The organism is Paucibacter sp. KBW04, from assembly GCF_003852425.1.
Taxonomy (GTDB): domain Bacteria; phylum Pseudomonadota; class Gammaproteobacteria; order Burkholderiales; family Burkholderiaceae_C; genus Paucibacter_A.
Map to the genome: position 1 here is coordinate 368 of NZ_QAJN01000006.1, position 26,233 is coordinate 26,600.

Genomic DNA, 26,233 nt, shown 5'->3' on the forward strand with positions numbered 1-26,233 from the left:
CAAGCCATTCAGCTTGCCGCCACTGACCTCGGCCTTGCGATGGCCGTCGTAGACCTTGGCGGCCACCGCCACATCGCCGGCCGTCAGGGTCTTGGGCGTGATATCGCCCTTGGCGATCAAGGCATCGCTGGCCAGTTGGTAATTGCCGACGTCGGCACCGCTCAAAGCCAGCTTGACCTTGACGTCCTTGGCCTTGCCAGCGTTTTTGTCGGCGAACTCAGCCGCCAGACCCAAGCTCAGCGCATCGCCCTCAACACCGCCTTCGAGCTTGCCGCCGCTGACTTGTGCGTCCGTCTTACCGTCGTAGACCTTGCCGGCCACCAGCACATCCGCGACCGACAAGGTCTTGGGCGTGATGCTGGCCTGAGCTGTGCCGTCAAAGCTGTAATTGCCGGCGTCGGCGCCGCTCAAGCTCAGGCCACTGATGCTGACCGATTTGTCCTTGCCCACATTCTTGTCGGCAAAGCTGGCGCTGCCGCCACTGGTTTGAACATCGTCACCGGCCACCAGACCTTGCAGGCTGACGCGACCCAACTCGGCGCCCAGCTTGCCGTCGTAGACCTTGTCCTTGACCGAGCCCGTCGCCGCGCCCACGCTCTTGGGCGTGATCTCGCCGATGGCGCCGCTGGCCGTGTCGTTCATCAAGCTGTAGCCGTAAACCTCTACAGCGCCCTGCTTGGCCTGGGCAATCGCGATGCCATCGGCACTGACCCCCTTCTCACGCCCCACATTCTTGTCGGCGTAATGCGCTTGGCCAGCCGCCTTGATGTCGACCTTGTCGCCATCGATTGCGCCGCTGACTGCGAAGTTATCCGCAGCCAAACTCGCCTCGGTTTTGCCGTCATAGACCTTGCTGGTCTTGCCCTGCAGGCTCACGCTGATCTGGGGCGCCACGGTGTAGAGGAAGCCATCACCCGTGCCGAGCACGGTGCTGCTGGTGTCCGCCTGATACTGTTTGAACTGATACTCCAGCCCGCCCCGCTCATCGGCCGTGGGCGTGGTCGAGTAGACATGCCAGTCGCCGGCCGTGGCTTGCAAGGCTTGCGCCCCCGCCTCGTTGCGGAAGTTGCGGCCGGCCGCCAGCAGCAGCGGGGTGGCCACGGCACCGACGTTGTCTGCCTTGACGGCCTGCTTCAGCACGATGTCCGAAGCCGCACCTTGGGCACGCACATCGACCGTGCGGGCGGCATGGATACCGTCCAGGCCGTCGGCACTGCCCACGGTCAGGCTGCGATCGGTCTTGAATCCAAAACTACCCACTTCAGCGGCAATCTCGCCCACCTGATGCGTGCTGCTGTTCAGCGTCACATCGCCGCTGCTGCGCAGGGCCAGTTTGCTGGCCTTGATCTGGCCATTGCCCTTGATACCGAGGCCTGCCTTGTCGTTCAAGGACACCGTGCCGCTGCTGGCCGCCAAGCCCTGGTCCAGCTGCAAGCCACCCTGCTCGGCGGTGATGAACAGGCTGCCCTTGTCCAGCTGCACCGAGCCCTGCTGCTGCACCAACAAGCCCGTCACTTCCAAGCGCTCGCCCACCTCGACCTTCAAGGTGTCGATGAACACATGGTCATCGGGCGCATTGATGCGCATCACCTTCACCCCGTTGAAAGCTTGGGCGCTTTTCTCGCTGAGTTCGCTGCTCAAGCCGCCCAAACCGAAGTAGTTGTTCGCCCCCGGCAAGCTGAACTCCACCGTGGCCTTGGACTGACCACTCACCGTGGCCTTGTTCGCGGGATCAAAGAAATCGGCTGCGTTGACGCCATTGGGCGCTTGCAGCTTGAGGGTGCTGGCGGTGTCGTTGAAGGCAATCGGTGCCCTCAGGTCCAGCTGCCCATTGGCATTCAAGATGACCGTGACGTCCTTGCCTGTATTGATGTTCAGGCCGTCCAGGCCGTCCACCGCGCCCAGGCCCCAGCTGCGTGTGCTGCTGCGCACCTCGGTATCGCCACCGACCTTCAAGGCCAGCTTGCTGAAGTTGAAAGTGCTGTCGCTCAGGTCCGCACCGCCCCCGGCAGTGACGGCCAGATTGGCGGCAGCCACGCCGCCGTCCTTGCCAATCACCTTGTTGCCACTCATCAGATGGACGCTCGTGGCCGAGGTGCTGATATCGCTATCGAACACCAGATTGCCGCCATCCGCCCGTCCCACGACCAGGGTCGCCGCTTGGACTTGACCGATGACCGAGTTGTCCAAGCCCGTGCCCAGATGCAACTCATTGGAGGCCGTCATCTGACGCAGCGTGACCTTGCCCGCACCGCCCTTGGCCTCCACCGCCTGGCTGATGCGGATGGTGTCGCCGGTCAGGGTGATATTGCCCGCGGTATTGCTCAACTTGCCGGCGGTGATGTCCACCGTTTTGTTGACCATCTCGAAGTGCCCGCTGGCCTGGAAGCTGAAGTCGCTGGGCACGCTGATCGTGCCAGTGCCGTCTTCACGCCCGATGGTCAGATTCTTAACGCCGGGCAATTTGTCCAAGGTCGCCTTAGAGGCAAAACCGTTGGCATCCCCCATCACCATGTCGGTGCTGGCCGTGGCCGGTTCCAGGCGCAGCGAAGCGGTGCTGAGATTGGATAGCGTCGCCGTGCCCCAGTCGATCTTGCTACCGCGCAGAGTGAGCACACCGTCGCCGGTGTCCATCTGCACATTGACCGCGCCAAACTTGATCTGACCGTCGGTCAAGATGCTGGCGCCGCCCTTCATGGTGAAGTTGGTGTTGACGTCCACATCACCGTTGACGGAGATCACCCCCGACAGGATTTTTGGACCGTTGGGAGGGCGGCCAGGAGCGTAGCGTCCATTTTCATTGTCAAAAGACAGGCGGCCGGTATCCAGCGTGATATTCGAGCGCAAGTCGATGCCGCCATTGCCGGAGGCGATATAGAGATTGCCCCCATTCGTTGTCACCGGCGCGTTGAGGACAAATCCACCGCCTGAGCCTGAATCGGCATCCGCCCACAAACGCACATAGCCGCCCTGGGTGGTGATACTGCCTCCCACGGTAATGCCGTTGGCGCCAAAAAGCGTGACGGTGCCAGGATCGACTGCACCAGGTGCGGCCGTCTTCAACTCATACTCAGGCAAGGCGCCGAGCGGATTCGCCCCCGCGCCGGTGGCGACAAGCTTGGGTACATTGACGATGCTGGCGCTACCGCCGTTGAGAGGATCGCTAACCCCGCTATTCCAGTTGGACGCGATCAGCAAAATGCCGCCCCGGCCATTGACACGGATCTCGTCATTCTTCTGTTCGAAGACGATCACCCCGACCTTGTCGTTTGGATCCGACCACTTCTGCCCCCCTCGCCCGGCCACCACAGTCAAGCTGACATCCGGCTGCAGATTCAGCACACCGTCCACACTGCCCGTCGCCTTCAAATCCTTGAAGGTCACATTGGTCGTGGCCTCCAGAATGATGTTGGCCGTCTGAGCCTCCAGCTGGGTTTCATAGACCACGCTGCCATCGGCCGGGGCCGTGCCGCTGCCGCCTCGGATCGTCAAGGTCGCCGGATCCAAGAGCAAATCGCCCGTCCGCCCCTTGGGCGCCCGCGCATCGGTCACACCGCTGTACTGCAAGACCTGCTTGCCCGACACCTCGGCGCGCCCGCCGTCGCCGCCTTGCGCGCCACCGCGCACCGAGATCTGGCCGGCGAATTGGGTCTTGTCATCGGACCAGAACACGACCTCACCGCCCTTGCCTTGTTCACCGGCATCGGCCACGGCCCGCACGCTGGCGTCGGCCTGCACCTGCTGGGCATTGCGCACGCCAGCGTCCTGGCCTTGCCAGCCACCGCCGACCTGAACTTGACCACCACCGCTGGCGCCGCTGGCATTCAACTGGGCGCCGCCGTCCAGGCGGATCTGCTCGCCCTGCACCGTGATCTTGCCGCCCTGGGCCGCGGCCGAACTGGCATCCAGACGCCCGCTGACATGCACCTCGCCGCGCTCACCGCCGTCCAGCCAGATGCGGCCGCCGCGCTCGACCAGGCTGCTGGCCTCGATCACGCCGCTGTTATTGACCACGCTGGCGTGCAAGGCGTTGGCACTGCGAGCGCTCAAGACCACGGCACCGGCCTCGATCTGGCCGCTGTTGTCCACCAAGGCATCCAAGGCGGCACGGTCGATGTTCAAGGACACCAGGCCGTCACGGCCAAAGTCCAGCGCCAGCTTGTCTCCTGCCCCCATCAACACCTGCTCGGCCTTGATGCTGCCTTCATTGCGCACCACGGGTGCCAGCAAGGCGACCACGCCGCCCTGGGCGCGGATTTGGCCTTGGTTGACGACGCTGCCGGCCAAGCCCTCTGCGGCAAAGTGTGCCTTGCCGCCTGCCATGAAGTCGGCATCCTTGATGTTCAGGCTGCTGGCGACCAGGCCGCCCACATTGACCTGTGCGCCCTTGCCGAAGACCACGCCGTTGGCGTTGATCAGCCAAACCTGGCCGTTAGCGGTCAGCTCGCCCTGGATTTGCGTCGGTGCGCCGCCGGTGATGCGGTTCAGCGCGATCGCTTCGGCATTCGGCTGAGCGAAGGTGACCTTGGACTTGTCACCGATATTGAACTCTTGCCAGTTCAGGATGGCGCGTTGGCTGTGCTGCTGCACGGTCAGCTGATTGCCGTTTTGGGTCACGCTGGCCTGGCCACCGGCCACTTGAGCACCCTTGGGCAGGGCGCTGGAGAGCAGCGTCGGGTCAGGCCCTATCAAGGCCCCACCTGCGGCATGAGCAGCACCCGCCAGCAAAATGCTGGCCAGCAAGCCGCTGCTGGCGCGCTTGCCACGGCCCTTGCAGGTTTCTGCGACGGCCACATACATGCCGGTGACTTCATTCCAAACCAGGCGATAGGCGTGGTTCATGGAGGCTTTTTTCATTGCTTTGTTTCCTCAGAATTCTTTGTTTGATTGGCTTTGACGTGAGTGTCAAAAATCAGAAGCGGGCCTGCACCTGCACCCACAGGCGGTAGCGCTCTTGGCGGCCATCGGCCTCCAGGCCGGTGACCGGGTTGCGGCCGGCGTTCTCACCCAGGGCACGGGCCACGCCGCTGCGCACACTCCAGGACTGGGCGAACAGATTCAGGCCCAGGCCCACGCCATGCAGCGAGTAGCGATTGGGCTGGCCCAGCAGCGAGCCGGCCCAGGGGCGGGCGTGCTGGGTGATCGTGCCGCTGTCCACAAAGCCCAGGGCCTGGGCACGCAGATCGCCGTTCAGCATGAAGTCCTGACGCAGCTCGCCGTTGAAGACCCAGCCGCTATCGCCCACCGCCTCGCCCACGGCGTAGGAACGCACCCCGCTGGGGCCGCCCAGCATGAACTTCTCCGAGGAGTCCAAATTGCGTGAAGCCTGCTGGCCGTTGAAGGCCGCATACACGCTCAGGCCACTGGGGGCCCAATCCGCCGCCACGCTCTGGCTGCGCGCTAGGCGCCAGCTCAGCTTGTGGAAGCCGCCCTGGGTGCGGGCGCTCAAGGCATCGGCAGCTTGGTCGCCCGCATTGCCGGCCAGGTTGACCTGACCCACGCTCAGGCCGGCGCTGAACTCGTTCAGGCCGCCGCCCAGCACGGCGTCCCAGCCAGAACCGCTCAGGCCCGCGCCCAGGCGGTGCAGGCGGCGCTCACGCAGCGACAAGCCCAGAGCCTGGTCGCTCAGCTGCTTGCGCTCGGCGTCCAGGCTGGCCCACAGATTCTGTTCACGGCCGCGCAGCAAGGGGTAGCTGAGGCCAGCCACCAAGGACTGGGCGGAGCCGCTCAAGTCCAGGCGTTTGAGTTCCTGGCCCACGTTGTAGCGCAGATAGGAGCCCGCCAGATTGGCCCGCAAGCCGGCCGGGTTGAGGGCAAAGCCATAGCTCAGCGCCGCCTGCTTGGTGCCTTCGCTGGCACTCAGGCTCAGGCTGGCCACGTCCTCCAGGCCCAGCGGGCGATTCCAGAAACCCTGGGCGCCCACGCGCAGGGCGCCGGTGTAGCGATTGCTGAAATTGTCGGCAAACACGCTGCCCCCCAGGGCCGGCAGTTCCTCGGCCTTGACGATGACGCGGCTGCTGCCGGGCTCCTGGCCCTTGTCCAGGCTGGCGCGGGCGCTGACGCCCGGCACATCGTTGATCAGCAAGATCGCGCGCTCGATCTGCTCGCCGCGCACCGCGCCAGGCGGCAGGGCCGCGTTGGCGATGGCGCTCAGGCGGGTGTTCAGGCCGGTGTCCTTGCCCAGCACCTGCACCCGGCCCGCGTCCGACTCCAAACGCCCCACCAGCACGGCAATCTCCAGCAGGCCTTCGCTGAGGTCTTGCGGCGGCAGATAGGCCCGCGCCAGCATATAGCCGCGCGCCTGCAGCTGGGCCGTTACTCGCGCGGCCAGGGCCTGCAGCTCGGCATGGTTGAGGGAGCGGCCCAGGCGGTCCGCCACCCAGGATTGCAGCTCGGCCTCGCTGGCCAAGCCCTCGGCGCCGCTGAAGCGCACCTGCTTGAGTTGGGCCTTGAAGCCGCCGGACTGCGCCGCTTGGGCGGCCTCGCTTTCCAGCAAGGCCGGCTTGTTGGCGGGCTGCTGGCCGGGCTTGTTCAGGCGCTGCTGCTCGTTCAGCAACTGGCCAGCGTCGGGGGCGGCCAGCGCCAGCGGCGCCGCGGCCAAGAGCCCCAGGGTGGCGCCCAAGGTCGCGCCCAAGGTCGCGCCCAGGTTGGCGTTCCATCGCTTCTTGCTCTTTGTGGTCTTCATGGGATTCCCTCCATCTCGGTGTTAGCAGTCCGCTTTATCGGCGCAGGCTTGGGGCCCGACCTTTGGCAAATTGCTCGTCACTCTTGGCAAAAGGAATAGCGGCGGGAAAGCGGCTCTCAAGCAAGGAAGCAGTCCGCCTAACGCACAAAACAGCCGCCCAAGCCCCCACTCACGGGCTGGCAAGACCTGACCCCTTGCCCGACAATCCGGCTCCTATGTACGCGCCCCTCAGCACTGCCAACCCGCCCGAGCGTCTTGCCGCCGCCGAGGCCGCTGCGGCCTCGGTGCCGCCCCTGATCCTGCTGGTGGACGACAAACCCGAGGAGTTGCGCTGGCTGAACCAGCTCTTGCAGCCCGACTTCCGCCTCGCCCTGGCGCACAGCGGCCAGGCGGGCCTGCAGCGCGCCCAGGCCTTGCAGCCCGATCTGGTGCTGCTGGACATCGGCCTGCCGGATATGGACGGCTATGCCCTGTGCCGCCTGCTCAAGTCCGACCCGCTGACCCGCAGCATCCCGGTCTTGTTTCTGAGTGCGCATAACGCACCCGAGCGCCGCATCCAGGGCCTGAGCCTGGGCGCGGTGGACTTCATCGCCAAGCCCTTCCATCCCGAGGAGGTGCTGGCCCGGGTCCATGTGCATCTGCGCCTGGCCGCACAAATTCGCCAGCCCAAGGCCAGCGAGGCGGCCACCGCGCCGCCCGCCCGCAACCCCGATGAGTTGCTGGTGCAGGCCGCCGCCCAATACATACGCGCCCATCTGAGCGAGATGCCCTCGGTGGCCCAGATCGCCCGCCAGGTCGGCCTGCATGAGAAACGCCTGCTGGCCTTGTTCCGCGAGCACCTGGGCCAGACCATCTCGGGCTTTATCCGCGATGAGCGGGTCAGCACCGGCCAGCGGCTCCTGGCGGACACCGCCATGTCGGTGCAAGACATTGCCTTCACCGTCGGCTTTGGCAACCCTGGCAACTTCGCCACCTCGTTTCGTGAGCGCACCGGCATGAGCCCCCAGGCCTATCGCCAGGCCTTGCGAGAGCCGGGTCCGACTTGAGCGGCCTCTTGGCCCGTTTCCTCATCGGGCTGCTGTTCGCCACGCTGTTCAGCGGCAGCGCCCAGGCGCAGGCCGAGCCCCTGCTGCGGCTGCAGGCGCAAGGGCAGGAGCGCCTGAGTCTGCAGCCCTATCTGCAGATCTGGGTGGACGCCAGCGCCAGCCAGGGCCCCGAAGAGGCCCAGCGCCAAGTCTTCAGGCCCATGCAGATGGGCGACCAGCACCCGGGCTATAGCGGCTCGGCCTTTTGGCTGCGCCTGCAAGTGCACAACCCCGGCCCGCAGCCCCTCGTTCGCCACTTGCTGATGGAACCGGCCCGGCTGGAAGAGGTGGCGCTGTACCGCCCGCAGGCCGAGGGCGGCTGGCGGGTGGCCAGGGCTGGCACCAGCCGCCCCTTTGACGAGCGCGAACTGGCTTTGCGAGAGAGCGCCTTCATCATCGCGCTGGCGCCGGGCCAGACGCAGACCTTGCTGCTGCGTGTGGCCAGCCGCAGCTCGGTGGCGCTGGAGCCCACGCTTTGGGACCCACACGCGCTTCAAAACCATCAACCCGGCGGCCTGTGGCTGGACGGGCTCTTGGTCGGCGTCGCCTTGATCCTGATGCTCTTGACCCTGATGATGAGCCGGGTGCTGCGCGAGCCGGCCGCCCTCTACATCGCCGCCCATGTGCTGCTGGCGATTCTGTATGAATCGAGCATGCGCGGCACCAGCTTCATGATTCTGTGGCCCACAGCCACCGACTGGGCCACCCGCAGCCTGGGCAGCCTGGGTGGCCTGGCCGTGCTCTGCCAGTGGCTGGCGGTACGCCGCCTGCTGCATCTGCGCCGGCGCCAGCCCCGCCTGCATCTGGTTCTGGGCCTGCTCGCCTTCTTCAGCCTACTCAGCCTGGGCCTGTGCCTGTTCGGCGACTACCGCCTGGGCACCGTCAGCAACTCCGTGCTCAACAGCGCCATGCTGCTGGGCCTGCTGCTGGCCTGCGTCCAGGCAGCCCGCTCAGGCCAGCGCCTGGCCTGGGCCTGGCTGCTGGCCCTGGCCACCCAGGCCCTGGGCATGCTGCCGCGCTATCTGGGCTTGCTGGGCCTGCGGCCCCACGGGCTCTTGAGCGACTACGCGCCGCCGCTGATGATGGAGCTGGGCTGCTTGCTGGTGCTGATCGCCCTGATGCGCCGCTTTCACGAACAACACCAGCGCTACGAGCGCGGCCTGGAGGCCGCCGTGGCCGAACGCACCCAGGCCCTGGCCCAAGCCACCCGCCACGCCCAGGCCAGCGATGCGGCCAAGGGCCGGCTGCTGGGCTATATCGGCCACGATCTGCGCGCCCCCCTGGCCTCGGTCGTACATGTGGCGCGTGAGATGCAGGCCGGCGAGGACTTGGAAGGCGACCGCCGCGCCATCGAGCGCAGCGGCCTGCTGCTGCTGGACATGATCGACGAGCTGCAGCGCTTCGCCAAAGCGCCGGAGAGCAGCGCCGCGCTGGAGATCCTGCCCGCCCCCGTCTATCTGCACGGGCTGCTGCACGAGACGGTGGAGCAGGCCCGTGGCTTGGCGCGCAGTGCCGGCTGCCATATCGAGCTGCGCCTGGCCGAGGAGCTGCCCTGCGTGCTTGAGCTGGACGCCAAACGCCTGCGCCAGGTCTTGTTCAATCTGCTCTCCAATGCCACCAAATTCAGCCGCGACAGCGCCATCGTCTTGAACGCCGAATGCTTGGGCAAAGACCGCTTGCAGATTCGCGTCAGCGACCAGGGCCGCGGCATCGCGCCCGAAGACCTGCCCTGGTTGTTCGAGCCCTTTGTGCGCGCCCAAAGCAGCGCCCATCTGCCCGGCCAGGGCCTGGGCTTGAGCATCGCCCGCCAAATGGTGCAGGCCATGGGCGGCGACATCCGCGTGCATAGCCAGTTAGGCCTGGGCAGCGAGTTCACCTTTGATCTGCCCCTGCTGCCGGCCAGCGAGGACGAGGTGCTGTGGCCGCCGCTGCTGCGCCAAGCCCCCATCGCCGAGGGCCAGACCGCCCTGGTGCTCGACCCCTGCGACGCCGCACGCGAGGCCCTGGTGGAGCGCCTGAGCCTGGCCGGCTTCGACTGCCTGCAGGCAGCCGATCTACAAGAAGCCCTGGCGTTTGAAGAGGCCGTGGATCTGCTGATCGTCGAGCCCGAAGCCCTGCCCGGCGCCACGGTTCAGGCCCTGAGCAAGCTGCGCCACCGCCACAGCCGCATGCGCGTGCTCTGCTGCAGCCGTCGCCTCCCGCCCTACCCCGACGCCTTCTGGCTGTGCAAGCCGGTGCAGGAGCAGGACTGGTGGGCGGCGCTGGCCCAGAGCGGCTAACAAAACTCTCCTGGCTGCGTTGAATTGCTTGGCCTTAGGTCTTGTACTGTCTGCGGCAATACGCCTTGCCAGGGCCGCTTCGCTGAGTTTTGTTAGCCGCGCTTCATCAGCCCGCCTCGCTGACCTTTAACAAGCCCACGCAGCGCTCCTCATGCTGGGCGATCTCGGCTAGGGTGACTTCGATGTCATCGAGCTGCTGCTCCAGCTGGCGGCGGTGCTGGCGCAGCACCTCCAAAAAAGCCTTGAGCTGGGGGGCGGCGCCGGTCTTGGCGTCGTACATATCGACCAGCTGCTTGATCTCCTGCAGGGTCAGGCCCAGGCGCTTGCCGCGCAGGGTCAGCTTGAGGCGGGTGCGGTCTCGGTGGGTGTAGACCCGGTTGCGGCCGGCGCGGGCCGGCTCCAGCAAGCCCATGTCTTCGTAGAAGCGGATGGCGCGGGGCGTGATGTCAAACTCGGCCGCCAACTCGGTGATCGTGAACAGGCGCGCTTGGCTTTCGGCACTGGGTGCGAGGGGTGAAGCTTTGGCTGTCATGATGAGGGTGGCTAAACTGGCTGAACTGACGTTAACGTAAACGGCAGTTTAACTGTCGCACAGCGGCCTGCCCCGGCCCTTCTCATCCCCGCCCCAACAGATCCCGACCATGGCCAATCCGCGCGAATCCGAACTCCACTACCCCCTGGGCGACGCCCTGCCCGCCCCCGGCGGCGTGCTGGAGATAGCGCCCGGCCTGCGCTGGGTTCGCATGGGCCTGCCCTTTGCGCTGGACCACATCAATCTCTGGCTCTTGCGCGATGAGATCGATGGCCGCCCGGGCTGGAGCATCGTCGACTGCGGCGTCGCGAACGAGGCGACCCAGGCCCTGTGGGAGCAGGTGTTTGCCGAGCACCTGGACGGCCTGCCCGTGCTGCGCGTCATCGTCACCCACTTCCACCCCGACCATATCGGCCTGGCCGCCTGGCTGGTGGACAAATGGCAATGCCGCTTTTCCATCAGCGCCACCGACTTCAATCTGGCACGCCTGGCCAGCGGCTCTACCGTGGGCATGGGCGGGCAAACGGCGGCGGCCTTCTTCGCCAGCCATGGGCTCACAGACGAAGACTCGCTGGCCAAGATTCGCGCCCGCAGCAGCTATTACCCCAGCATGGTGCCGGCCGTGCCCAGCCGCTTTCATCGCCTGATGAATGGCAACACCCTGCGCATTGGTGAGCATGACTGGGTCTGCATCGCCGGTTACGGCCATGCGCCCGAGCATATAAGCTTGCATTGCCCCGGCCTGGGCGTTTTGATTTCTGGGGATATGGTGCTGCCACGCATCTCCACCAATGTCAGCGTGGTCGATGTGGAGCCCGAAGCCGACCCTCTGAAGCTGTACCTGAACTCGATCGCCGAGATGCTCAAGCTGCCGGGCGAGACCCTGGTCCTGCCCTCGCATGGCAAGCCCTTCACCGGCCTGCACGCCCGGGTCGACCAGTTGCAGGAACACCATCGCGAGCGCCTGGACGATGTGCTGGCCGCCTGCGCGACCAAGCCCTGCCATGCGGCCGAGCTGCTGGAGCTGCTGTTCAAGCGCAAGCTGGACCTGCACCAGACCACCTTTGCCATGGGCGAGTCGGTCGCGCATCTGAACGCCTTGTGGCTGGCGGGGCAGCTCAAGCGAAAGCTGGATGCGGACGGCATTTATCGCTTCAGCGCGGTTTAAACAGGCGCCGCGCAAAAAATAATGCCACCGTCCGAAACCGGACGGTGGCATTGCAGCCCTTCTTTTTGGGATCCATCTCCGAGCAGGCTTGACTGCTGGGCCTGCAAAACTCGGAGTGAAGGCGCCGGACAGGCCGGGCAGCTTCGGGATCTGCGCGATGACAGCGTTGGGGCGAAGTCTGCGCGTCTTGGCGCAAAGCGGCAAACCCCCCATTGGTGGGAAGGGCTTTGCGCACAAAGCTAACGCCAAATTAAAGCGGCGCCGAACAATTCATGCATGCGCCGCGGCATGCCGGACTTACTGGGCGATGATGGACTCGGCGCGCAGCTGCTCGCGAGCGACTTCAAAATCAGGCAGGACCGAGCGCACCTGGGCCCAGAAGCGTGGGCTGTGATTCATCTCGCGCAGATGGGCCAGCTCATGGGCCACCACATAGTCGATGATGCTGGGGCCGAAATGGATCAGACGCCAGTTCAGGCGGATGCTGCCATCCGCGCTGGCGCTGCCCCAGCGGGTCTGGGCCGAGCTCAGGCGCAGCTGCTTCATTTGAACGCCCAGGGCGGCGGCAAAGTGCTGGCAGCGCGGCTCGAAGAAGGCCCGCGCTTGTTTTTGCAGCCAAGCCTGCACCTTTTCGCGCACCAGCTCTTCCTCGGCGTTGACGGGCAGGCCCAGGCTCAGCACGCGCTGGGCTTCGTCCCAATGCAGGCCGACCTGCGCCGGGTCCAGCTTGAGTCGCAGGGGCTGGCCCAGAAAAGCCAGGCTGGCGCCGTCGCGCCATTCGATGCGAGCGGCCTGCACGCGGCGGGCGCGCTCGGTCTGCTCGACCAGCTTGCGCAGAATCCAGTCGGACTTTTGCTGCAGGGCACGCTCGATATCGGCTTGCGGCAGCCAGCGCGGCGCGCTGACCCGCAGGCCTTCGGAGCCCACGACAAAACCGATGCTGCGCCGACGCGCACGCTTCAATTCATAAGCCACCGAATGGCCGCCCAAGCTCATCTCACGCTGGGCGCGCGGATTGGCCAGGGGCGAAGGCTGCCCGGCTGGGGGCAGCTGCGGCGACATGGGCGGCGGACTGGCCGCAGGCGGCAAGGGCACGGCTGCGCCCGCCACACTTTGCAGCAAGGACTGCTCGGGCCCGAACAAACTCAGCTGCGCCTCTTGCAAAAGATTGGCGAGCCGTTTGCCCATGGGTGTCTTGGCCAAAACTTGGCGCTCCTCAGGGGCGGGCCGCCGCCAGGGCCGGGGGATAGGCGTCCGGGTCCAAGCGACGCATCTCGGCCTCGATCCAGGCCTCGACTTCACTCATCAACTCGCCCGGCTCACGGCCGACCGAGGGGATGGGCTTACCAATGGAGATGTCCACCACGCCGGGGCGCAGCAAAAAGCTCTTGCGCGGCCAGCAGCGTGCGGCCGTGGCGGCGATGGGCACAACGGGCACGCCGCTGCCAATCGCCAAGCGGGTGCCGCCGGTCTTGTACTCGCCCTTGGCGCCGCGGGCGACGCGGGTGCCTTCGGGGAACATGATGATCCAGTGGCCCTGCTCCGCCAGGCGTTTGCCCTGGGCCGCCACCTGACGCCAGGCTTCGCTGCGCTTGGCGCGGTTGATGTGGATCATGTCCATGCGGGCCATGGACCAGCCGAAGAAGGGGATGTAGAGCAGCTCACGCTTGAACACGTAGGCGAGCGGATTGGGCATCAGGGCGGGGTAGGCCAGGGCCTCCCAGGTGCTCTGGTGCTTGGACAGCAGCACGGCGCCCACATACTCGCCCTGCTCGTTCTTGGGCAGGTTTTCCATGCCCTGGATACGCCACTTGACGCCGCAGATATAGCGCGCGCCCAGGATGGACACATGCAGCCAGTTGGCGCAGGCCCAGTAGACCGGGTTGCCACGCGCGACCAGGCCGATCAGCTGCACCGCGATGCCCCAGGGGATGACGGTGACGATCAGGAACAGAACGTAGAGAAAAGAACGCAGAGCGGCAAACAGAGTGGCAATCAAGTCAGGTCTCCAGCCCCGGTGGCGGGGCTCATGTTTTCACCGCGCGCGTCCGCTTTGACGCGGCGGTCTTTTTGAATCAAGGTTTCGGCAAAAGCACTCAGGCTGGCATGCACCCGGGTGCCGGGCACCTGGGCCGCCACGGCCGCCAGCTGGGCATCGTCCAGCGCGCCCAAGCGTTCGCTGCGCACCAGATGCGGGATGCAGCCGGCCGCATGCGCCGTCTGCAAATCCCCCAGGCTGGCGCCCACCATATGCACGGTGGACAGATCCACGCCAAAACGATCGCCGATCTGCTGCACCAGGCCGGGCAGAGGCTTGCGGCAGTCGCAGCCTTCTTCCGGCGTGTGCGGGCAGAAGAAGGCGGCGGCCAGGCGCCCGCCCTTCTCGGCCAGCATCTGGTTGAGCCGGATGTGGATGGCGTTCAAGGAGGCCATGTCCAGCAAGCCACGACCGATGCCGGGCTGGTTGGTCGCCATCACCGTGTGCCAACCGGCATGATTGAGCCGCGCAACGGCCTCCAGCGCACCGGGCAGGGGCTGGAGCTCGTCGATGGACTTCACATGGTCGTCCCGGTACTGGTTCAGCGTGCCATCCCGACCCAGGATGACCAACTTCATGGGATGGTTGGCGTGGTGCTCGGTACGGATGGGCATGGTGGTTTGAGGCTCGCGTGTGAGTGGACGTTCGCTGTTATGAGGCCAGGCGGGCCAGATCGGCCACCCGGTTCATCGCTTCATGCAGGCTCTTGAGCAGGCCCAGGCGATTGGCGCGCAGGGCCGCGTCTTCAGCATTGACCATCACGCCGTCGAAGAAAGCATCGACCGGGTTCTTCAAGGAGGCCAGCTCGCGCAGCGAGGCGGCGTACTCGCCCTGGTTGAACAAGTCGTCTGCAATCGGCTGCACATTCTTCAGCGCGGTGGCCAGATGCTGTTCGGCGGGCTCTTGCAGCAGGGCATCGTTGATAGCGGCTTGCACCGTCTCGTCACTCTTCTTCAAGATATTGCCGATGCGCTTGTTGGCGGCGGCCAGTGAGGCGGCCTCGGGCAGGGCCGCGAAGGCGCGCACGGCCGCCAGGCGCTGGCTGACATCACCCAGACGCTGCGGGCGCAGGGCCAGCACGGCATCCACTTCCTGGGCGCTGAAGCCTTGATCGCGCAGCGCGCCAGACAGGCGGTCGAAGATGAAGTCCGCCAGGGGCGCAGCCGGGTTCTGGATCAGGTCGCCAAAAGCCGGTACGGCGGCGGCGATCAAGGCGTCCAGGCTCAAGCTGCCGGCGCGTTCGCTGAGCATGCGCACCAGGCCCAGGGCATGGCGGCGCAGGGCGAAGGGGTCTTTGTCGCCGGTGGGCAGCTGGCCGATGCCAAACATGCCGACCAGGGTCTCCAGCTTGTCGGCCATGGCCACCACCAGGCCAACCTGGTTGCGAGGCAACTCGTCACCGGCAAAGCGGGGCTTGTAATGGTCTTCGATGGCATGGGCGACGGCTTCGCTCAAGCCATCATGGCGGGCGTAATAGCCGCCCATGATGCCTTGCAGCTCGGGGAACTCACCCACCATATCGGTCAGCAGATCGGCCTTGGCCAGATGGGCCGCCTGATCCACCTGGGCGCTCAGCTCAGGCCCGCCCAGCAGGGCCGCGATGGCGCGGGCAATCGCGCGCACGCGCTCCACCCGATCGCCTTGCGTGCCCAGCTTGCCGTGGTAAACCACCTTGGCAAGACCTGGCACCCGCTCGGCCAGGGTCTTTTTGCGATCCTGGTCGAAGAAGAATTTGGCGTCCGAGAGACGCGGGCGCACCACCCGCTCATTGCCGCCAATGACGGCCGAGGCATCGATGGGGCTGATATTGCTGACCACCAGGAAATGGTTGGTCAGCTTGCCCTCGGCGTCCAGCAGGGGGAAGTACTTCTGATTGGCCTTCATGGTCAGAATCAGGCATTCCTGCGGCACGGCCAGGAACTCGGGCTCGAACTGGCAGCTCAGCACATTCGGGCGCTCGACCAGGGCCGTCACCTCGTCCAGCAAGGCTTCGTCCTGGATGGGCTTGAGGCCCAGCTTGGCCGCAGCGGCGTCCAGCTGGCGCACGATGTCGGCGCGGCGCTCGGCAAAACCGGCGATCACGGCGCCCTGCTCGCGCAGCTGGGTGGCATAGCTGTCGGCGCTGTCCACGCTAATGCGCTCGACCTGGGCTTCAAAACGGTGGCCACGGGTTTCGCGGCCGGCCGTCAGGCCCAGGGCGCGCACGGGCAGCAAGTCATTGCCATGCAAGGCCAGCAGACCATGGGCGGGGCGCACAAACTTCACATCGCTCCAGCCATCGGCCAGCTGGTAGGTCATGACCTTGGGGATGGGCAGCTTGGCCAGCGTCTCGTCCAGGGCTTTTTGCAAACCCTGCTCCAGCGTGGCGCCGGCCTGCACGGAATCCAGGAACAAGGCCTCGGCCTTGCCGTCCGGGGCGCGCTTGAGTTGGGCGACGACGCTGGCGTCAAAACCCAGGGCGGCCAGTTTCTTCAGCAGGGCCGGCGTGGCATTGCCGTCCTTGTCCAGAGCCACGGCCACGGGCATCAGCTTTTGCTGCACGGCGCGGTCGGCGGCCTTGGGCGCCACATCGCTTAGATGCAGGCCCAGGCGGCGGGGCGAGGCGAAGGCGGTGGCGGCCGAGTCGGCACCAGCCAGGCCTTGGGCCTTGAGGCTGTCCACCAGCACTTGGGCGAAGGCATCGCCCAGCTTCTTCAAGGCCTTGGGTGGCAGCTCTTCGACGAAGAGTTCGATCAGCAGGTTTTTGTTATTGGCAGTCATGGTGTTCAGGCGGCCTTGGTTTTCTTTTCGATCTGAGCCAGCACTTCCTCACCCCAGGCCTTGGGGGCCATGGGGAAGCCCAGGCGGGCGCGGCTTTCCAGATAGCTTTGCGCCACGGCGCGGGCCAGATTGCGGATGCGGCCGATATAGGCAGCACGCTCGGTGACGCTGATGGCGCCACGCGCGTCCAGCAGATTGAAGCTGTGGCCGGCCTTGAGCAATTGCTCGTAAGCCGGCAGGGCCAGGGCCTGCTCCATCAAGTGCTTGCTTTGCTTCTCGTGCGCGGCAAAAGCCGTCAGCAGGAAGTCCACATCGCTGTGCTCGAAGTTATAGGTCGACTGCTCGACCTCGTTCTGGTGGAACACATCGCCGTACTTGATGTCCGGCGCGCCGTCCTTGCCTTCCACATAGACCAGGTCGTAGACCGACTCCACGCCTTGCAGATACATGGCCAGGCGCTCCAGGCCGTAGGTGATCTCGCCGGTGATGGGCTTGCAGTCGATGCCGCCAACCTGCTGGAAGTAGGTGAACTGGGTCACCTCCATGCCGTTCAGCCACACCTCCCAGCCCAGACCCCAGCAACCCAGGGTGGGGTTTTCCCAATCGTCCTCGACGAAGCGCACATCGTTCTTCTTCAGATCGAAGCCCAGGGCCTCCAGCGAGCCCAGGTACAACTCCAGGATATTGGCCGGTGCGGGCTTGAGCACGACCTGGTACTGGTAGTAATGCTGCAGGCGGTTGGGGTTCTCGCCGTAGCGGCCGTCCTTGGGGCGGCGGCTGGGCTGAACGTAGGCGGCCTTCCAGGGCTCGGGGCCCAAGGCGCGCAGAAAGGTGGCGGTGTGGCTGGTGCCGGCGCCGACTTCCATGTCATAGGGCTGGAGTAGCGCGCAGCCTTGCTTGGACCAGTAGTCCTGCAGGGTCAGAATGATTTGCTGGAAACTCAGCATGTGATGTCGTGGCGCAGGGCCGGTAAAAAAGCAAAAAAGGAAGGGCTGGCGCCGCACAAACAAGCGCTCACCCTCAGACTCAAACTGGGGCAGATTCTACGAGGCTCGCCCAGAGGCTCTGCGCCGCCAGGCCGCCAGGCCCAGGATCGCTAGGAACAGAGCCCACAAAGGCAGCAATCCCCAGGCCTGCAGCCAGCGGGCATAAGGCGTGCTGCCGCTGCGGCCCTCAACCGTGACTTCCAGCACCCCACGCTGCGCAGCGGGCAGACGGGCCGTGATCTCGCCCCGGTAATTCAGTGCGGCGGTGGCGCCGGTATTGGTGGATCGAACAAAAGGCCGCTGGAACTCCAGCGCCCGCATCTGCGAGAACTGCAGATGCTGGTCCTGCACCATCAGCGTCCCGAACCAAGCCAGATTGCTGACATTGAGCAGCACGGTCGCGGCCTCGGGCCCGACCATGCTGTCCACAAAGTCCTCGCCAAACAAATCCTCGTAACAGATCAGCGGCCGCAGGCGCTGACCCGCCACCGCGAGGGCTTGTTGATGCTGGCCACGCTGCTGGTCGTCCATGGGGATGCCCATCAGCTTGACGAACCAGCGGAAGCCAAAGGGGATGAACTCACCAAAAGGCAGCAGATGGCGCTTGCCGTAGTCATAGCGTGGGCTCAGGCCAAAGCTGACCAAGGAGTTGGTATAGCCCTTCTCGTCATCGCCCAAAAACGTGCCCAAGAGCAGCGGGCGCTGGGCGGCGGCCTCTTGCAGGCGCTGCAAATAGTCGGCATCCAGATAAGCCAGCGGGACCGGTGCCACCGACTCAGGAGTTAGCACCAGCTGACCTCGCGCCGATTCGATCTGCTGGGCCAGGCCGTCCAGATTGGCGTCTATCAGGGCCCGATCAAACTTTTGATCCTGCGGCACATTGGGCTGCAGCAAGCTAACCTGGATCTCACCCGTGCTGCGGGTGAAATCCTGCGGCAAGCCCAGCGCCGCCAGGCCTAGCAGCAGGCCCAGGGCCAAGGCCGGTCGCCAATGCCGGCGGCTGGCGGCGGCCAGGGCAAAGGCGGCGGCGGCCGCCAGAGCGCTGATGCCGTAGACGCCGATCCAGGGCGCCCAGGCGGCCAGTGGCCCGCTGCTATGGGCATAGCCGCTGGCAATCCAGGGGAAGCCGCCGAAAAAGGTGGCCCGCGCCAATTCGGCCAGTGCCCAGCAAGCACTCCAGATCAAGCCACGCCAGGCCCAGCCGGTGCCCCGGCTCAGCCAAGCAGCCAGGGCCAGACCCGCGGCGTAGTAGCTGGCCAAAAACGCGGCCAGCAACAAAACGGCCAAGGCGGCCAAGAGCCAGGGGATCTGGCCGAACTGATGCATGCTGATGTGCAACCACCACAGGCCCGCGCTCAACCAAGCCAGGCCGAAGGCGGCGCCCAGGGCGGCGGCACGGCGTGGCGTGGCCTCCCAACTCAGACGCGCCAGGCCGGCCAGGGCCAGGATTTGCAGCCACCAGGCAAAGCTGGGCGCGAAAGACGCCGTGTGGGCCAGGCCCAAACCCAGGGCGGCCAGCAGTGAAAGGGCCCCTGCCCCGCGCCACCGCATCAGGCTTTGTGCGGCTTGGCGGGCTTGCTGCCGGCCTCGGGCTCGGCCAAGCGAGTCACCTTGAACCAGCGCACCGAGCCACCGCGGGTCAGCATCACCGAGAACAGCAAGCCGCCCAACTCCACCGATTCGCCCCGGCGCGGCACCCGGCCATGCTCATGGGCGACCAAGCCACCAATGGTGTCGAAATCGTCCTCGGGCAAGTCCAGCCCGAAGCTGGTGTTGACGGCCGAGATATCGGTGTCGCCCGCCACCCGCTGGCTGCCATCGGCCAGGGTGTAGATGCTGGATTCACCGTCCTTGTCGTCGAACTCGTCCTCGATCTCGCCGACGATTTCCTCCAGCACGTCTTCGATGGTGATCAAGCCGGCCGTATTGCCAAACTCGTCGATCACGATGGCCAGATGGTTGCGGTTGGAGCGGAAGTCACGCAGCAACTCGTTCAAGCCCTTGCTCTCGGGCACGAAAACGCAGGGGCGCAGCAAGGCGCGCAGGCTCAGCTCGGGCGCACGCTGGATCTTCAGCAAGTCCTTGGCCAGCAAGATGCCGATGATGTTGTCGCGGTTGTCTTCATAGACCGGGAAACGGGAATGGCCGGTGGAGATCACCACGCGCAGCAAGTCGTCGTAGGGCGCGTCAATGTCCAACAAGTCCATATGAGGCGTGGCCACCAAGACATCGCCGGCGCTCAGCTCGGCCATGCGCAGCACGCCTTCCAGCATCTGGCGCGACTCAGGTTCGATCAGCTCGCGCTTCTCGGCGTCGGCCAGGGACGCCATGAGCTCGCTCTTGGAATCGGGGCCGGGATGGAGAAATTCCAGCAAGCGCTCCAGAAAACCACGGGGCTCGGCAAGGTTTTTTTGGCCCCCTCGATGAGAGGGCCGACTAGACTGAGGTTCAGACACTGTAGGACTGCGTGTCGTAGTTGCAATGGGTCACAGAATAACCCATTGACATGGCGCGCCTCTTGCAACACAGTCGGCCGCCCCCATCTCCAGGCCTGTTTATTGACAGGGTTTGCCAGCCGAGCGCGGCAACAAATCCCCCATTTTTGAAGATTGCGCATTCATCATGACGAGCACCGCCAAAGGGCTGATCCCCGCCACCATCCTGACCGGCTTCCTGGGTTCCGGAAAAACAACGCTGCTCAAGCGCGTCTTGTCCGAAGCCCATGGTCAGAAGATCGCCGTGATCGAAAACGAGTTCGGTGAAGAAACCATCGATACCGACATCCTGCGGGTCGACTCCGAAGAGCAGATCATCCAGATGAACAACGGCTGCGTCTGCTGCACCATCCGTGAAGACCTGCGCACCACCTTGTCCGATCTGGCCGCCAAGCGCCGCAAGGGCGAGTTGCAGTTCGACCGCGTCATCATCGAAACCACCGGCCTGGCCGACCCCGGCCCGGTGGCGCAAACCTTCTTCATGGACGACGAAATCGCCGAGAGCTATCTGCTGGACTCCATCCTGACCCTGGTCGACGCCAAGCACGCCGAAACCCAGCTGGACACCCGCCAGGAAGCACGCCGCCAGATCGGCTTTGCCGACCAGATCTTCATCAGCAAGAGCGATCTGGTGGACGCCGCCGCCGTCGAGGCCCTGACCCACCGCATCAAGCATATGAACCCGCGTGCGCCGGTGCAAAAAGCCCATTTCGGCGAGGCACCGCTGAGCCAGATCTTCGATCTGCGCGGCTTCAATCTGAATGCCAAGCTGGAGATCGACCCCGACTTCCTGAAGGCCGACGACCATGATCATCACGACCATCACCATGATCACGACCACGAGCATGGCGAGCACTGCGATCACCCCCACCACCACTCGCACGACGACGATGTGAAGTCCTTTGTGTTCCGCTCGGAGCGTGCCTTCAACCCCGCCAAACTGGAAGACTTCCTGGGCGCCATCGTGCAGGTTTATGGCCCCAAAATGCTGCGTTACAAGGGCGTGCTCTATATGAAGGGCTCGGACAAGAAAGTCATCTTCCAGGGCGTGCACCAGTTGATGGGTTCGGACCTGGGTCCGAAATGGATGCCGGGCGAGAAAAAGGCGAGCAAAATGGTTTTCATCGGCATCGATTTGCCCAAGGAAATCCTCTTGCAAGGCATGGAGGGTTGCCTGGTCTGATGCTCGGAGCGAAATAAACCAAAAATTCCACATTTCGGACGCCGCCGTGGCATGGCTACAATCCGCGGCGCCCAAAATGCGTAGATTGAAATAGGACTTGCGCAGAATTGGCCCAGCCATGCACGCCGCCAAGCCGCACCCCCAGGTGCGATGGCCGTGCGAATACTGGGTCGGTTGTGCGGGAGGCCTAACAAGCAAAGCTGGTCCCGATTGATATCTAGCCTGACAGAGCATGGATGCTTGTCAGAGCGAGGAGAGAAACGTGAGCAAGACCCAGGCCCCGAAAACCGCCGCCCCCGTTGCCAACACAACGGCCGCGGTCGCAGAAGCTGCCAGCCGACCCGCTGCCAAAACAGCCAAGTCGGCCAGTACCAAGCCGCCCACCAAAGCGCAGGCCAAGGCCGCTGCATCCGAGGGCACGGGCTCGCCCAGTGTTGCCTTGCTAGAACCCAGCCCGCCGCCGACCGGCAACAGCCGTTTCGCCGACCGATTCGCCCCACCCAAGCCGCCCACGCGACAAATGAATTCACCTGTGATCGAAAGCCCCCTGAACACCAACCGCAATGCCAAGGCCGACCCCAAGCTGGCCAATGCCTGGAAGACCAAGTCCGGCGCCGAACTGAGCGATGCCGAAGTGCTGGCCATGCCCGAAGACGAGTACATGGGGCCTAAGCAAATCGAGTTCTTCCGCGCCAAGCTGACCGCGCTGAAGGATGGCGTGCTGTCCAATGCCGGTGAGACCACCGAGCATCTGCGTGAAGACACTTCCATCGTCCCCGATCCGGCCGACCGCGCCACCATCGAGGAAGAGCACGCCCTGGAACTGCGCACCCGCGACCGCGAGCGCAAGCTGCTGAAGAAGATCATTCAATCGCTGGCCCGCCTGGACACCGGCGAGTACGGCTACTGCGACGAAACCGGTGAACCCATCGGCCTGGGCCGCTTGATCGCCCGCCCCACCGCCTCGCTGTCGCTGGAAGCCCAGCAACGCCGCGAGATGAAGCAAAAGATGTTCGGAGATTGATGCAAGGCAGGGGCGGAAACTTCGCAGGACTGCATAGAAGATGACGAGGCCACGCGAATTCGTCACAAGCGTCGCGTAGAACATGTCCCCCGTTTTGAGGCGGCCCACCGGCCGCCCTAGCCACAGAAAAGAACAGGTCCAAGGCGCATGACAGAACCGAAAGACGGCGAGAGCTTCTTCCGCAAGGTTGCGCGCTTTGTGGCCAACCCCACCACGGACTGGGCCGAAATCAACTCGCGCCAGGACGACCCCGAGGGCGACCAGGCCAAGGCCGAGTTGCGCGCCATGGTGGACCGCAAGCGCCGCAATGACTTTGTGCGCAAGCGCGAACTGGACATGCTGCGCCGCATCCGCCGCGAGGGCTTGAGCCCCGAGCAGTTGGCCGCCCTGGGCTCCTCCTCCTCGCGCATCGACGAGATCGAGCGCAGCAGCGAAATCAATTCCAAGATCGATCTGGGCGTCAAGGCCAAGATCGACCAGATCGAACAGCAAATGGTGGGCGAAAGCTTTGCCCCCACCCTGAACCAGCCGCTGCAGGCCACGGTGGCCCAGCCGCCGGCCTATTTTGAAACCACCACCCGGCCGGTGAATTTCGCCCCCACCGTCCCGGCAGGCGCCGAGCACGCCCATGCCACGCTGAACTTGGCGCCCAGCTTCGCGCGGGTCAGCGAATACGCTAGCGCGGACGAGAGAGAACGCCTGGAGCTGCAGCCCCCGCATGCGGCCGTGGTGATGGGGGCGGCGCTGTCGCCGCTGTCCGACGCCAAGTCCAGCCGCCTGCCTGATTTGCCCCTGCTGGATATGCCGCTGACCTTCTCCTTCAGCGAAGCCGCCCCGGTCGAGCCCCAGGAGCTGGCCCACGATGCCGAGTTGGACGAGGCCGTCATCGCCTTTGCCAATGCCGACAACGACAGCTGCGAACGCATACTGGCCGAGTTGATCCGCCCCGGCGGCGCGCGCAATCTGCAAGGCAGCACCTGGCTGGTGCTGTTCGACCTCTACCGCGCCACCGGCCAGCAAGCCAAGTTCGAGACCCTGGCGCTGGAGTTCGCGCAGATCTTCGGCCGCTCTGCCCCGCAATGGTTCTCCATGCCCAAGCTGGTGGCCGAGGCCCAGCGCAAGGTACGCCCGCCCATGGCCAAGAGCGGCGGCGTCAGCTGGACCGCCCCCGAGGTGATGACGCTGGAGGCCGTGCAGCAACTGCGCAGCCGCAGCCTGCTGATGCCCATGCCCTGGGTGATGGATTGGGCCGCCCTGCACCGCCTGGAACTCGATGCGGCCCCGGCGCTGCGCGAGCTGTTCCGCGAATGGGCAACCCAGGCCCTGGACATGCGCTGGCTGTCCGGCGACCACCTGCTGCAACTGCTGCGCAGCCTGACGCCGGTCTCGGCCCGCGAGATCGACACCTCGCTGTGGATGCTGCGCCTGGAGGCTCTGCGCCTGGCCAACCGGCCCGATCAATTTGACGAAGCCGCCATCGACTACTGCGTCACCTACGAAGTCTCGCCCCCGTCCTGGGAGCGCTGTGCCTGCCGCGTGCGCGTCAGCGGCAGCAGCGTCAGCACCCAGGGCCCGCTCACCAGCACCGCGCCCACCGAGGCCGGCAGCAGTTTTATGGACTCCCAGGTGGCCGAGCTGGGCGGCCAGCCCGGCAATGTCGAGCTGGAGCTATGCGGCCAGCTCAGCGGCGACATCTCGCCCCTGCTGAACCAGATGACCGAGGCCCTGGGCAATTCGGCCCAGGCCAAGGTGCTGTGCGGCAAACTCATCCGCCTGGACTTCATGGCCGCCGGTGATCTGCTCAACTGGGTGCTGGCCCGCCAGAGCGAGAACCGCGCCGTCAGCTTCACCGACACCCACCGCCTTGTCGCCCTCTTCTTCGCGGCCATGGGCATCAACGAGCACGCCAAGATCAAGGTGAGACAAACCTAAGCTGAGGCGGCGCTTTCGTCCAAACGGTATCAATGGGTGAGCAAAGGATTGAAAATCCAGCCCTCACATCCATCTGAGCGCCATGGACTCCTCACAACAACAATCCTCCCCCCTTTTCCACGGCACCACCATCGTCAGCGTGCGCCGTGCCTTGCCGGACGGCCGCATGCAGGTCGCCATCGGGGGCGATGGCCAGGTCACCCTGGGCCATATCGTCGTCAAGGCCAGCGCGCGCAAGGTGCGCAAGCTGCACCGCGACCAGGTGCTGGCCGGTTTTGCCGGCGCCACCGCCGACGCCTTCACCTTGTTTGAGCGCTTTGAAGCCAAGCTGGAAAAGCACCAAGGCCATCTGGTGCGCGCCGCCGTCGAGCTGACGCGCGATTGGCGCACCGACCGGGTACTGCGCAGGCTCGAAGCCATGCTGGCCGTGGCCGACCGCACGGCCTCCCTCATCATCACCGGCAACGGCGATGTGCTGGAACCCGAGCACGGCATCATCGCCATCGGCTCGGGCGGCGCCTATGCCCAGGCCGCTGCGCGCGCCCTGCTCAAGCACAGCGAGCTGAGCGCGGCCGACATCGTCAAGCAGTCGCTCGAGATTGCCGGTGATCTGTGCATCTACACCAATCAAAACCACACGCTAGAAATCCTGGAATGAGAGAACACCGCCGCCGCCACCGCGCGCCCCGCCCTCTCTCCATCTGAAAGCCCGCCCCGATGAGCAGCATGACCCCCCAAGAAATCGTATCCGAACTGGACCGTCACATCGTCGGCCAAAACCCGGCCAAGCGCGCCGTGGCCATCGCCATGCGCAACCGCTGGCGCCGCGCCCAGGTGGACGAGAAACTGCGTGGCGAGATCACGCCCAAAAACATTCTGATGATTGGCCCCACCGGTGTGGGCAAGACCGAGATCGCCCGCCGCCTGGCCAAGCTGGCGGGTGCGCCCTTCATCAAGGTCGAGGCCACCAAATTCACCGAGGTGGGCTATGTGGGCAAGGATGTGGACTCCATCATCCGCGACCTGATCGAGATGGCCATCAAGCAAGAGCGCGAGCTGCAGATGAAGCGCCAGCGCCTGCGCGCCGAAGACGCCGCCGAAGACCGGGTGCTGGACATCCTGGTGCCGCCCCCGCGCTCCGAGGTTGGCTTTGCCGCCGCCAGCGCCAGCAGCAGCCCGCCGGCCGACAACACCGCCCGGCAAATCATGCGCAAACGCCTGCGCGAAGGCGCGCTGGACGACAAGGAGATCGAGGTCGAACTGCTGGAAGCCAAGCCCAGCATGGAGATCCTGGGCCCCCAAGGCATGGAGGAGATGGCCGAACAGCTCAAGGGCATGTTCTCCCAACTCGGTGCCGGCAAGCGCAAGACCCGCAAGCTCAAGATCCAGGAGGCCTTGAAGCATCTGGTGGAAGAAGAAGCCGCCAAGCTGCTCAACGAGGACGAGATCAAGACCGCCGCCCTGGCCGCGGCGCAGGAGATGGGCATCGTCTTCATCGACGAGATCGACAAAGTCACCTCGCGCTCGGACTCCGGCTCCGCCGAAGTGTCGCGTCAGGGCGTGCAGCGCGACCTGCTGCCCTTGGTGGAAGGCACCACCGTCAACACCAAGTACGGCATGGTGAAAACGGATCACATCCTCTTCATCGCCTCGGGCGCCTTCCATCTGAGCAAACCCAGCGATCTGATCCCCGAGCTGCAAGGCCGCTTCCCCATCCGGGTGGAGCTGAGCTCGCTGTCGGTGGATGACTTTGAGGCCATCCTCAGCAGCACCCATGCCAGCCTGGTCAAGCAATACCAGGCCTTGCTGGCCACCGAGGGTGTCACGCTGGAGCTGGACGCATCCGGCATTCGCCGCCTGGCCGAGATCGCCTTCGAGGTGAACGAGCGCACCGAGAACATCGGCGCCCGCCGCTTGGCCACGGTGATGGAACGCCTGCTGGACGAGATCAGCTTTGACGCGCCCAAGTTGAATGGCCAAACCGTCAAGCTCAGCGCAGAGGATGTCAACACCAAGCTGGGCGAGCTGGCCAAGAACGAAGACCTGTCGCGCTTCATTCTTTAACT

The 26,233-nt window shown here is 65.1% G+C and carries 18 protein-coding genes; 8 read left to right on the forward strand and 10 right to left on the reverse strand.

What is annotated here, in order from left to right:
- The coding region (locus tag DBR47_RS07540) for a YDG domain-containing protein (protein ID WP_124448813.1) at positions 1–4,857 on the reverse strand (4,857 nt) is incomplete at its 3' end.
- A gap of 55 nt (positions 4,858–4,912) precedes the next feature.
- Positions 4,913–6,685: a ShlB/FhaC/HecB family hemolysin secretion/activation protein gene (locus DBR47_RS07545; protein ID WP_124448595.1), complete on the reverse strand. Its 1,773-nt coding sequence runs from the start codon at positions 6,683–6,685 to the stop codon at positions 4,913–4,915.
- Between the two features lie 194 nt (positions 6,686–6,879).
- On the opposite strand from DBR47_RS07545, the gene DBR47_RS07550 reads away from it, so the two are divergent.
- On the forward strand, positions 6,880–7,731 hold the full coding sequence (locus DBR47_RS07550; RefSeq protein WP_231512190.1) for a DNA-binding response regulator: 852 nt from the start codon (positions 6,880–6,882) through the stop codon (positions 7,729–7,731).
- A gap of 8 nt (positions 7,732–7,739) precedes the next feature.
- Positions 7,740–10,049, forward strand: coding sequence for a 7TM-DISM domain-containing protein (locus DBR47_RS07555; protein ID WP_197046925.1), 2,310 nt, complete (start codon positions 7,740–7,742; stop codon positions 10,047–10,049).
- A gap of 106 nt (positions 10,050–10,155) precedes the next feature.
- On the opposite strand, the gene DBR47_RS07560 is transcribed toward DBR47_RS07555, so the two are convergent.
- Positions 10,156–10,581, reverse strand: coding sequence for a MerR family DNA-binding transcriptional regulator (locus DBR47_RS07560; protein WP_124448601.1), 426 nt, complete (start codon positions 10,579–10,581; stop codon positions 10,156–10,158).
- Between the two features lie 109 nt (positions 10,582–10,690).
- On the opposite strand from DBR47_RS07560, the gene DBR47_RS07565 reads away from it, so the two are divergent.
- Positions 10,691–11,749 carry an MBL fold metallo-hydrolase gene (locus tag DBR47_RS07565; RefSeq protein ID WP_124448603.1) on the forward strand — a complete coding sequence of 353 codons (1,059 nt, stop codon included), beginning with the start codon at positions 10,691–10,693 and terminating at the stop codon, positions 11,747–11,749.
- A 297-nt stretch (positions 11,750–12,046) separates the two neighbouring features.
- Here DBR47_RS07565 and DBR47_RS07570 read toward each other — a convergent pair whose 3' ends face one another.
- From DBR47_RS07570 to DBR47_RS07600, 7 genes are all read right to left on the reverse strand, one after another.
- Positions 12,047–12,952 (reverse strand): M48 family metallopeptidase, encoded by a 906-nt coding sequence (locus DBR47_RS07570; protein ID WP_231512191.1) that lies wholly within the window; start codon positions 12,950–12,952, stop codon positions 12,047–12,049.
- Between the two features lie 13 nt (positions 12,953–12,965).
- A complete protein-coding gene (locus tag DBR47_RS07575) occupies positions 12,966–13,745 on the reverse strand; it encodes a 1-acyl-sn-glycerol-3-phosphate acyltransferase (protein WP_124448815.1) in 780 nt (259 codons plus the stop codon).
- Entirely contained in the window at positions 13,745–14,401 is a 657-nt protein-coding gene (gmhB, locus tag DBR47_RS07580; protein ID WP_231512192.1) for a D-glycero-beta-D-manno-heptose 1,7-bisphosphate 7-phosphatase, read from the reverse strand. Before gmhB ends, DBR47_RS07575 begins: the two co-directional genes overlap by 1 nt.
- Positions 14,402–14,438: 37 nt before the next feature.
- Complete coding sequence (gene glyS / locus DBR47_RS07585; protein WP_124448607.1) at positions 14,439–16,547, reverse strand: glycine--tRNA ligase subunit beta; 2,109 nt, start codon at positions 16,545–16,547, stop codon at positions 14,439–14,441.
- Between the two features lie 5 nt (positions 16,548–16,552).
- Positions 16,553–17,494 carry a glycine--tRNA ligase subunit alpha gene (gene glyQ / locus DBR47_RS07590; RefSeq protein WP_124448609.1) on the reverse strand — a complete coding sequence of 314 codons (942 nt, stop codon included), beginning with the start codon at positions 17,492–17,494 and terminating at the stop codon, positions 16,553–16,555.
- 96 nt (positions 17,495–17,590) lie between these two features.
- Positions 17,591–19,084 (reverse strand): apolipoprotein N-acyltransferase, encoded by a 1,494-nt coding sequence (gene lnt / locus DBR47_RS07595; RefSeq protein ID WP_124448611.1) that lies wholly within the window; start codon positions 19,082–19,084, stop codon positions 17,591–17,593.
- Entirely contained in the window at positions 19,084–19,989 is a 906-nt protein-coding gene (locus tag DBR47_RS07600) for an HlyC/CorC family transporter (protein ID WP_124448613.1), read from the reverse strand. The genes lnt and DBR47_RS07600 overlap by 1 nt, the downstream gene beginning before the upstream one ends.
- Before the next feature lie 166 nt (positions 19,990–20,155).
- Here DBR47_RS07600 and DBR47_RS07605 point away from each other — a divergent pair, with 166 nt between their 5' ends.
- The 5 genes from DBR47_RS07605 to hslU all read left to right on the forward strand — a co-directional run bounded on the left by DBR47_RS07605 (position 20,156) and on the right by hslU (position 26,231).
- Positions 20,156–21,211 (forward strand): GTP-binding protein, encoded by a 1,056-nt coding sequence (locus DBR47_RS07605; protein ID WP_124448615.1) that lies wholly within the window; start codon positions 20,156–20,158, stop codon positions 21,209–21,211.
- 232 nt (positions 21,212–21,443) lie between these two features.
- On the forward strand, positions 21,444–22,235 hold the full coding sequence (gene dksA, locus DBR47_RS07610) for an RNA polymerase-binding protein DksA (protein ID WP_124448617.1): 792 nt from the start codon (positions 21,444–21,446) through the stop codon (positions 22,233–22,235).
- Positions 22,236–22,382: 147 nt separating this feature from the next.
- Entirely contained in the window at positions 22,383–24,167 is a 1,785-nt protein-coding gene (locus DBR47_RS07615) for a hypothetical protein (RefSeq protein WP_124448619.1), read from the forward strand.
- Between the two features lie 82 nt (positions 24,168–24,249).
- A complete protein-coding gene (hslV, locus tag DBR47_RS07620; protein WP_124448621.1) occupies positions 24,250–24,825 on the forward strand; it encodes an ATP-dependent protease subunit HslV in 576 nt (191 codons plus the stop codon).
- 59 nt (positions 24,826–24,884) lie between these two features.
- Entirely contained in the window at positions 24,885–26,231 is a 1,347-nt protein-coding gene (hslU, locus tag DBR47_RS07625; RefSeq protein WP_124448623.1) for an ATP-dependent protease ATPase subunit HslU, read from the forward strand.
- Positions 26,232–26,233: the final 2 nt, after the last annotated feature.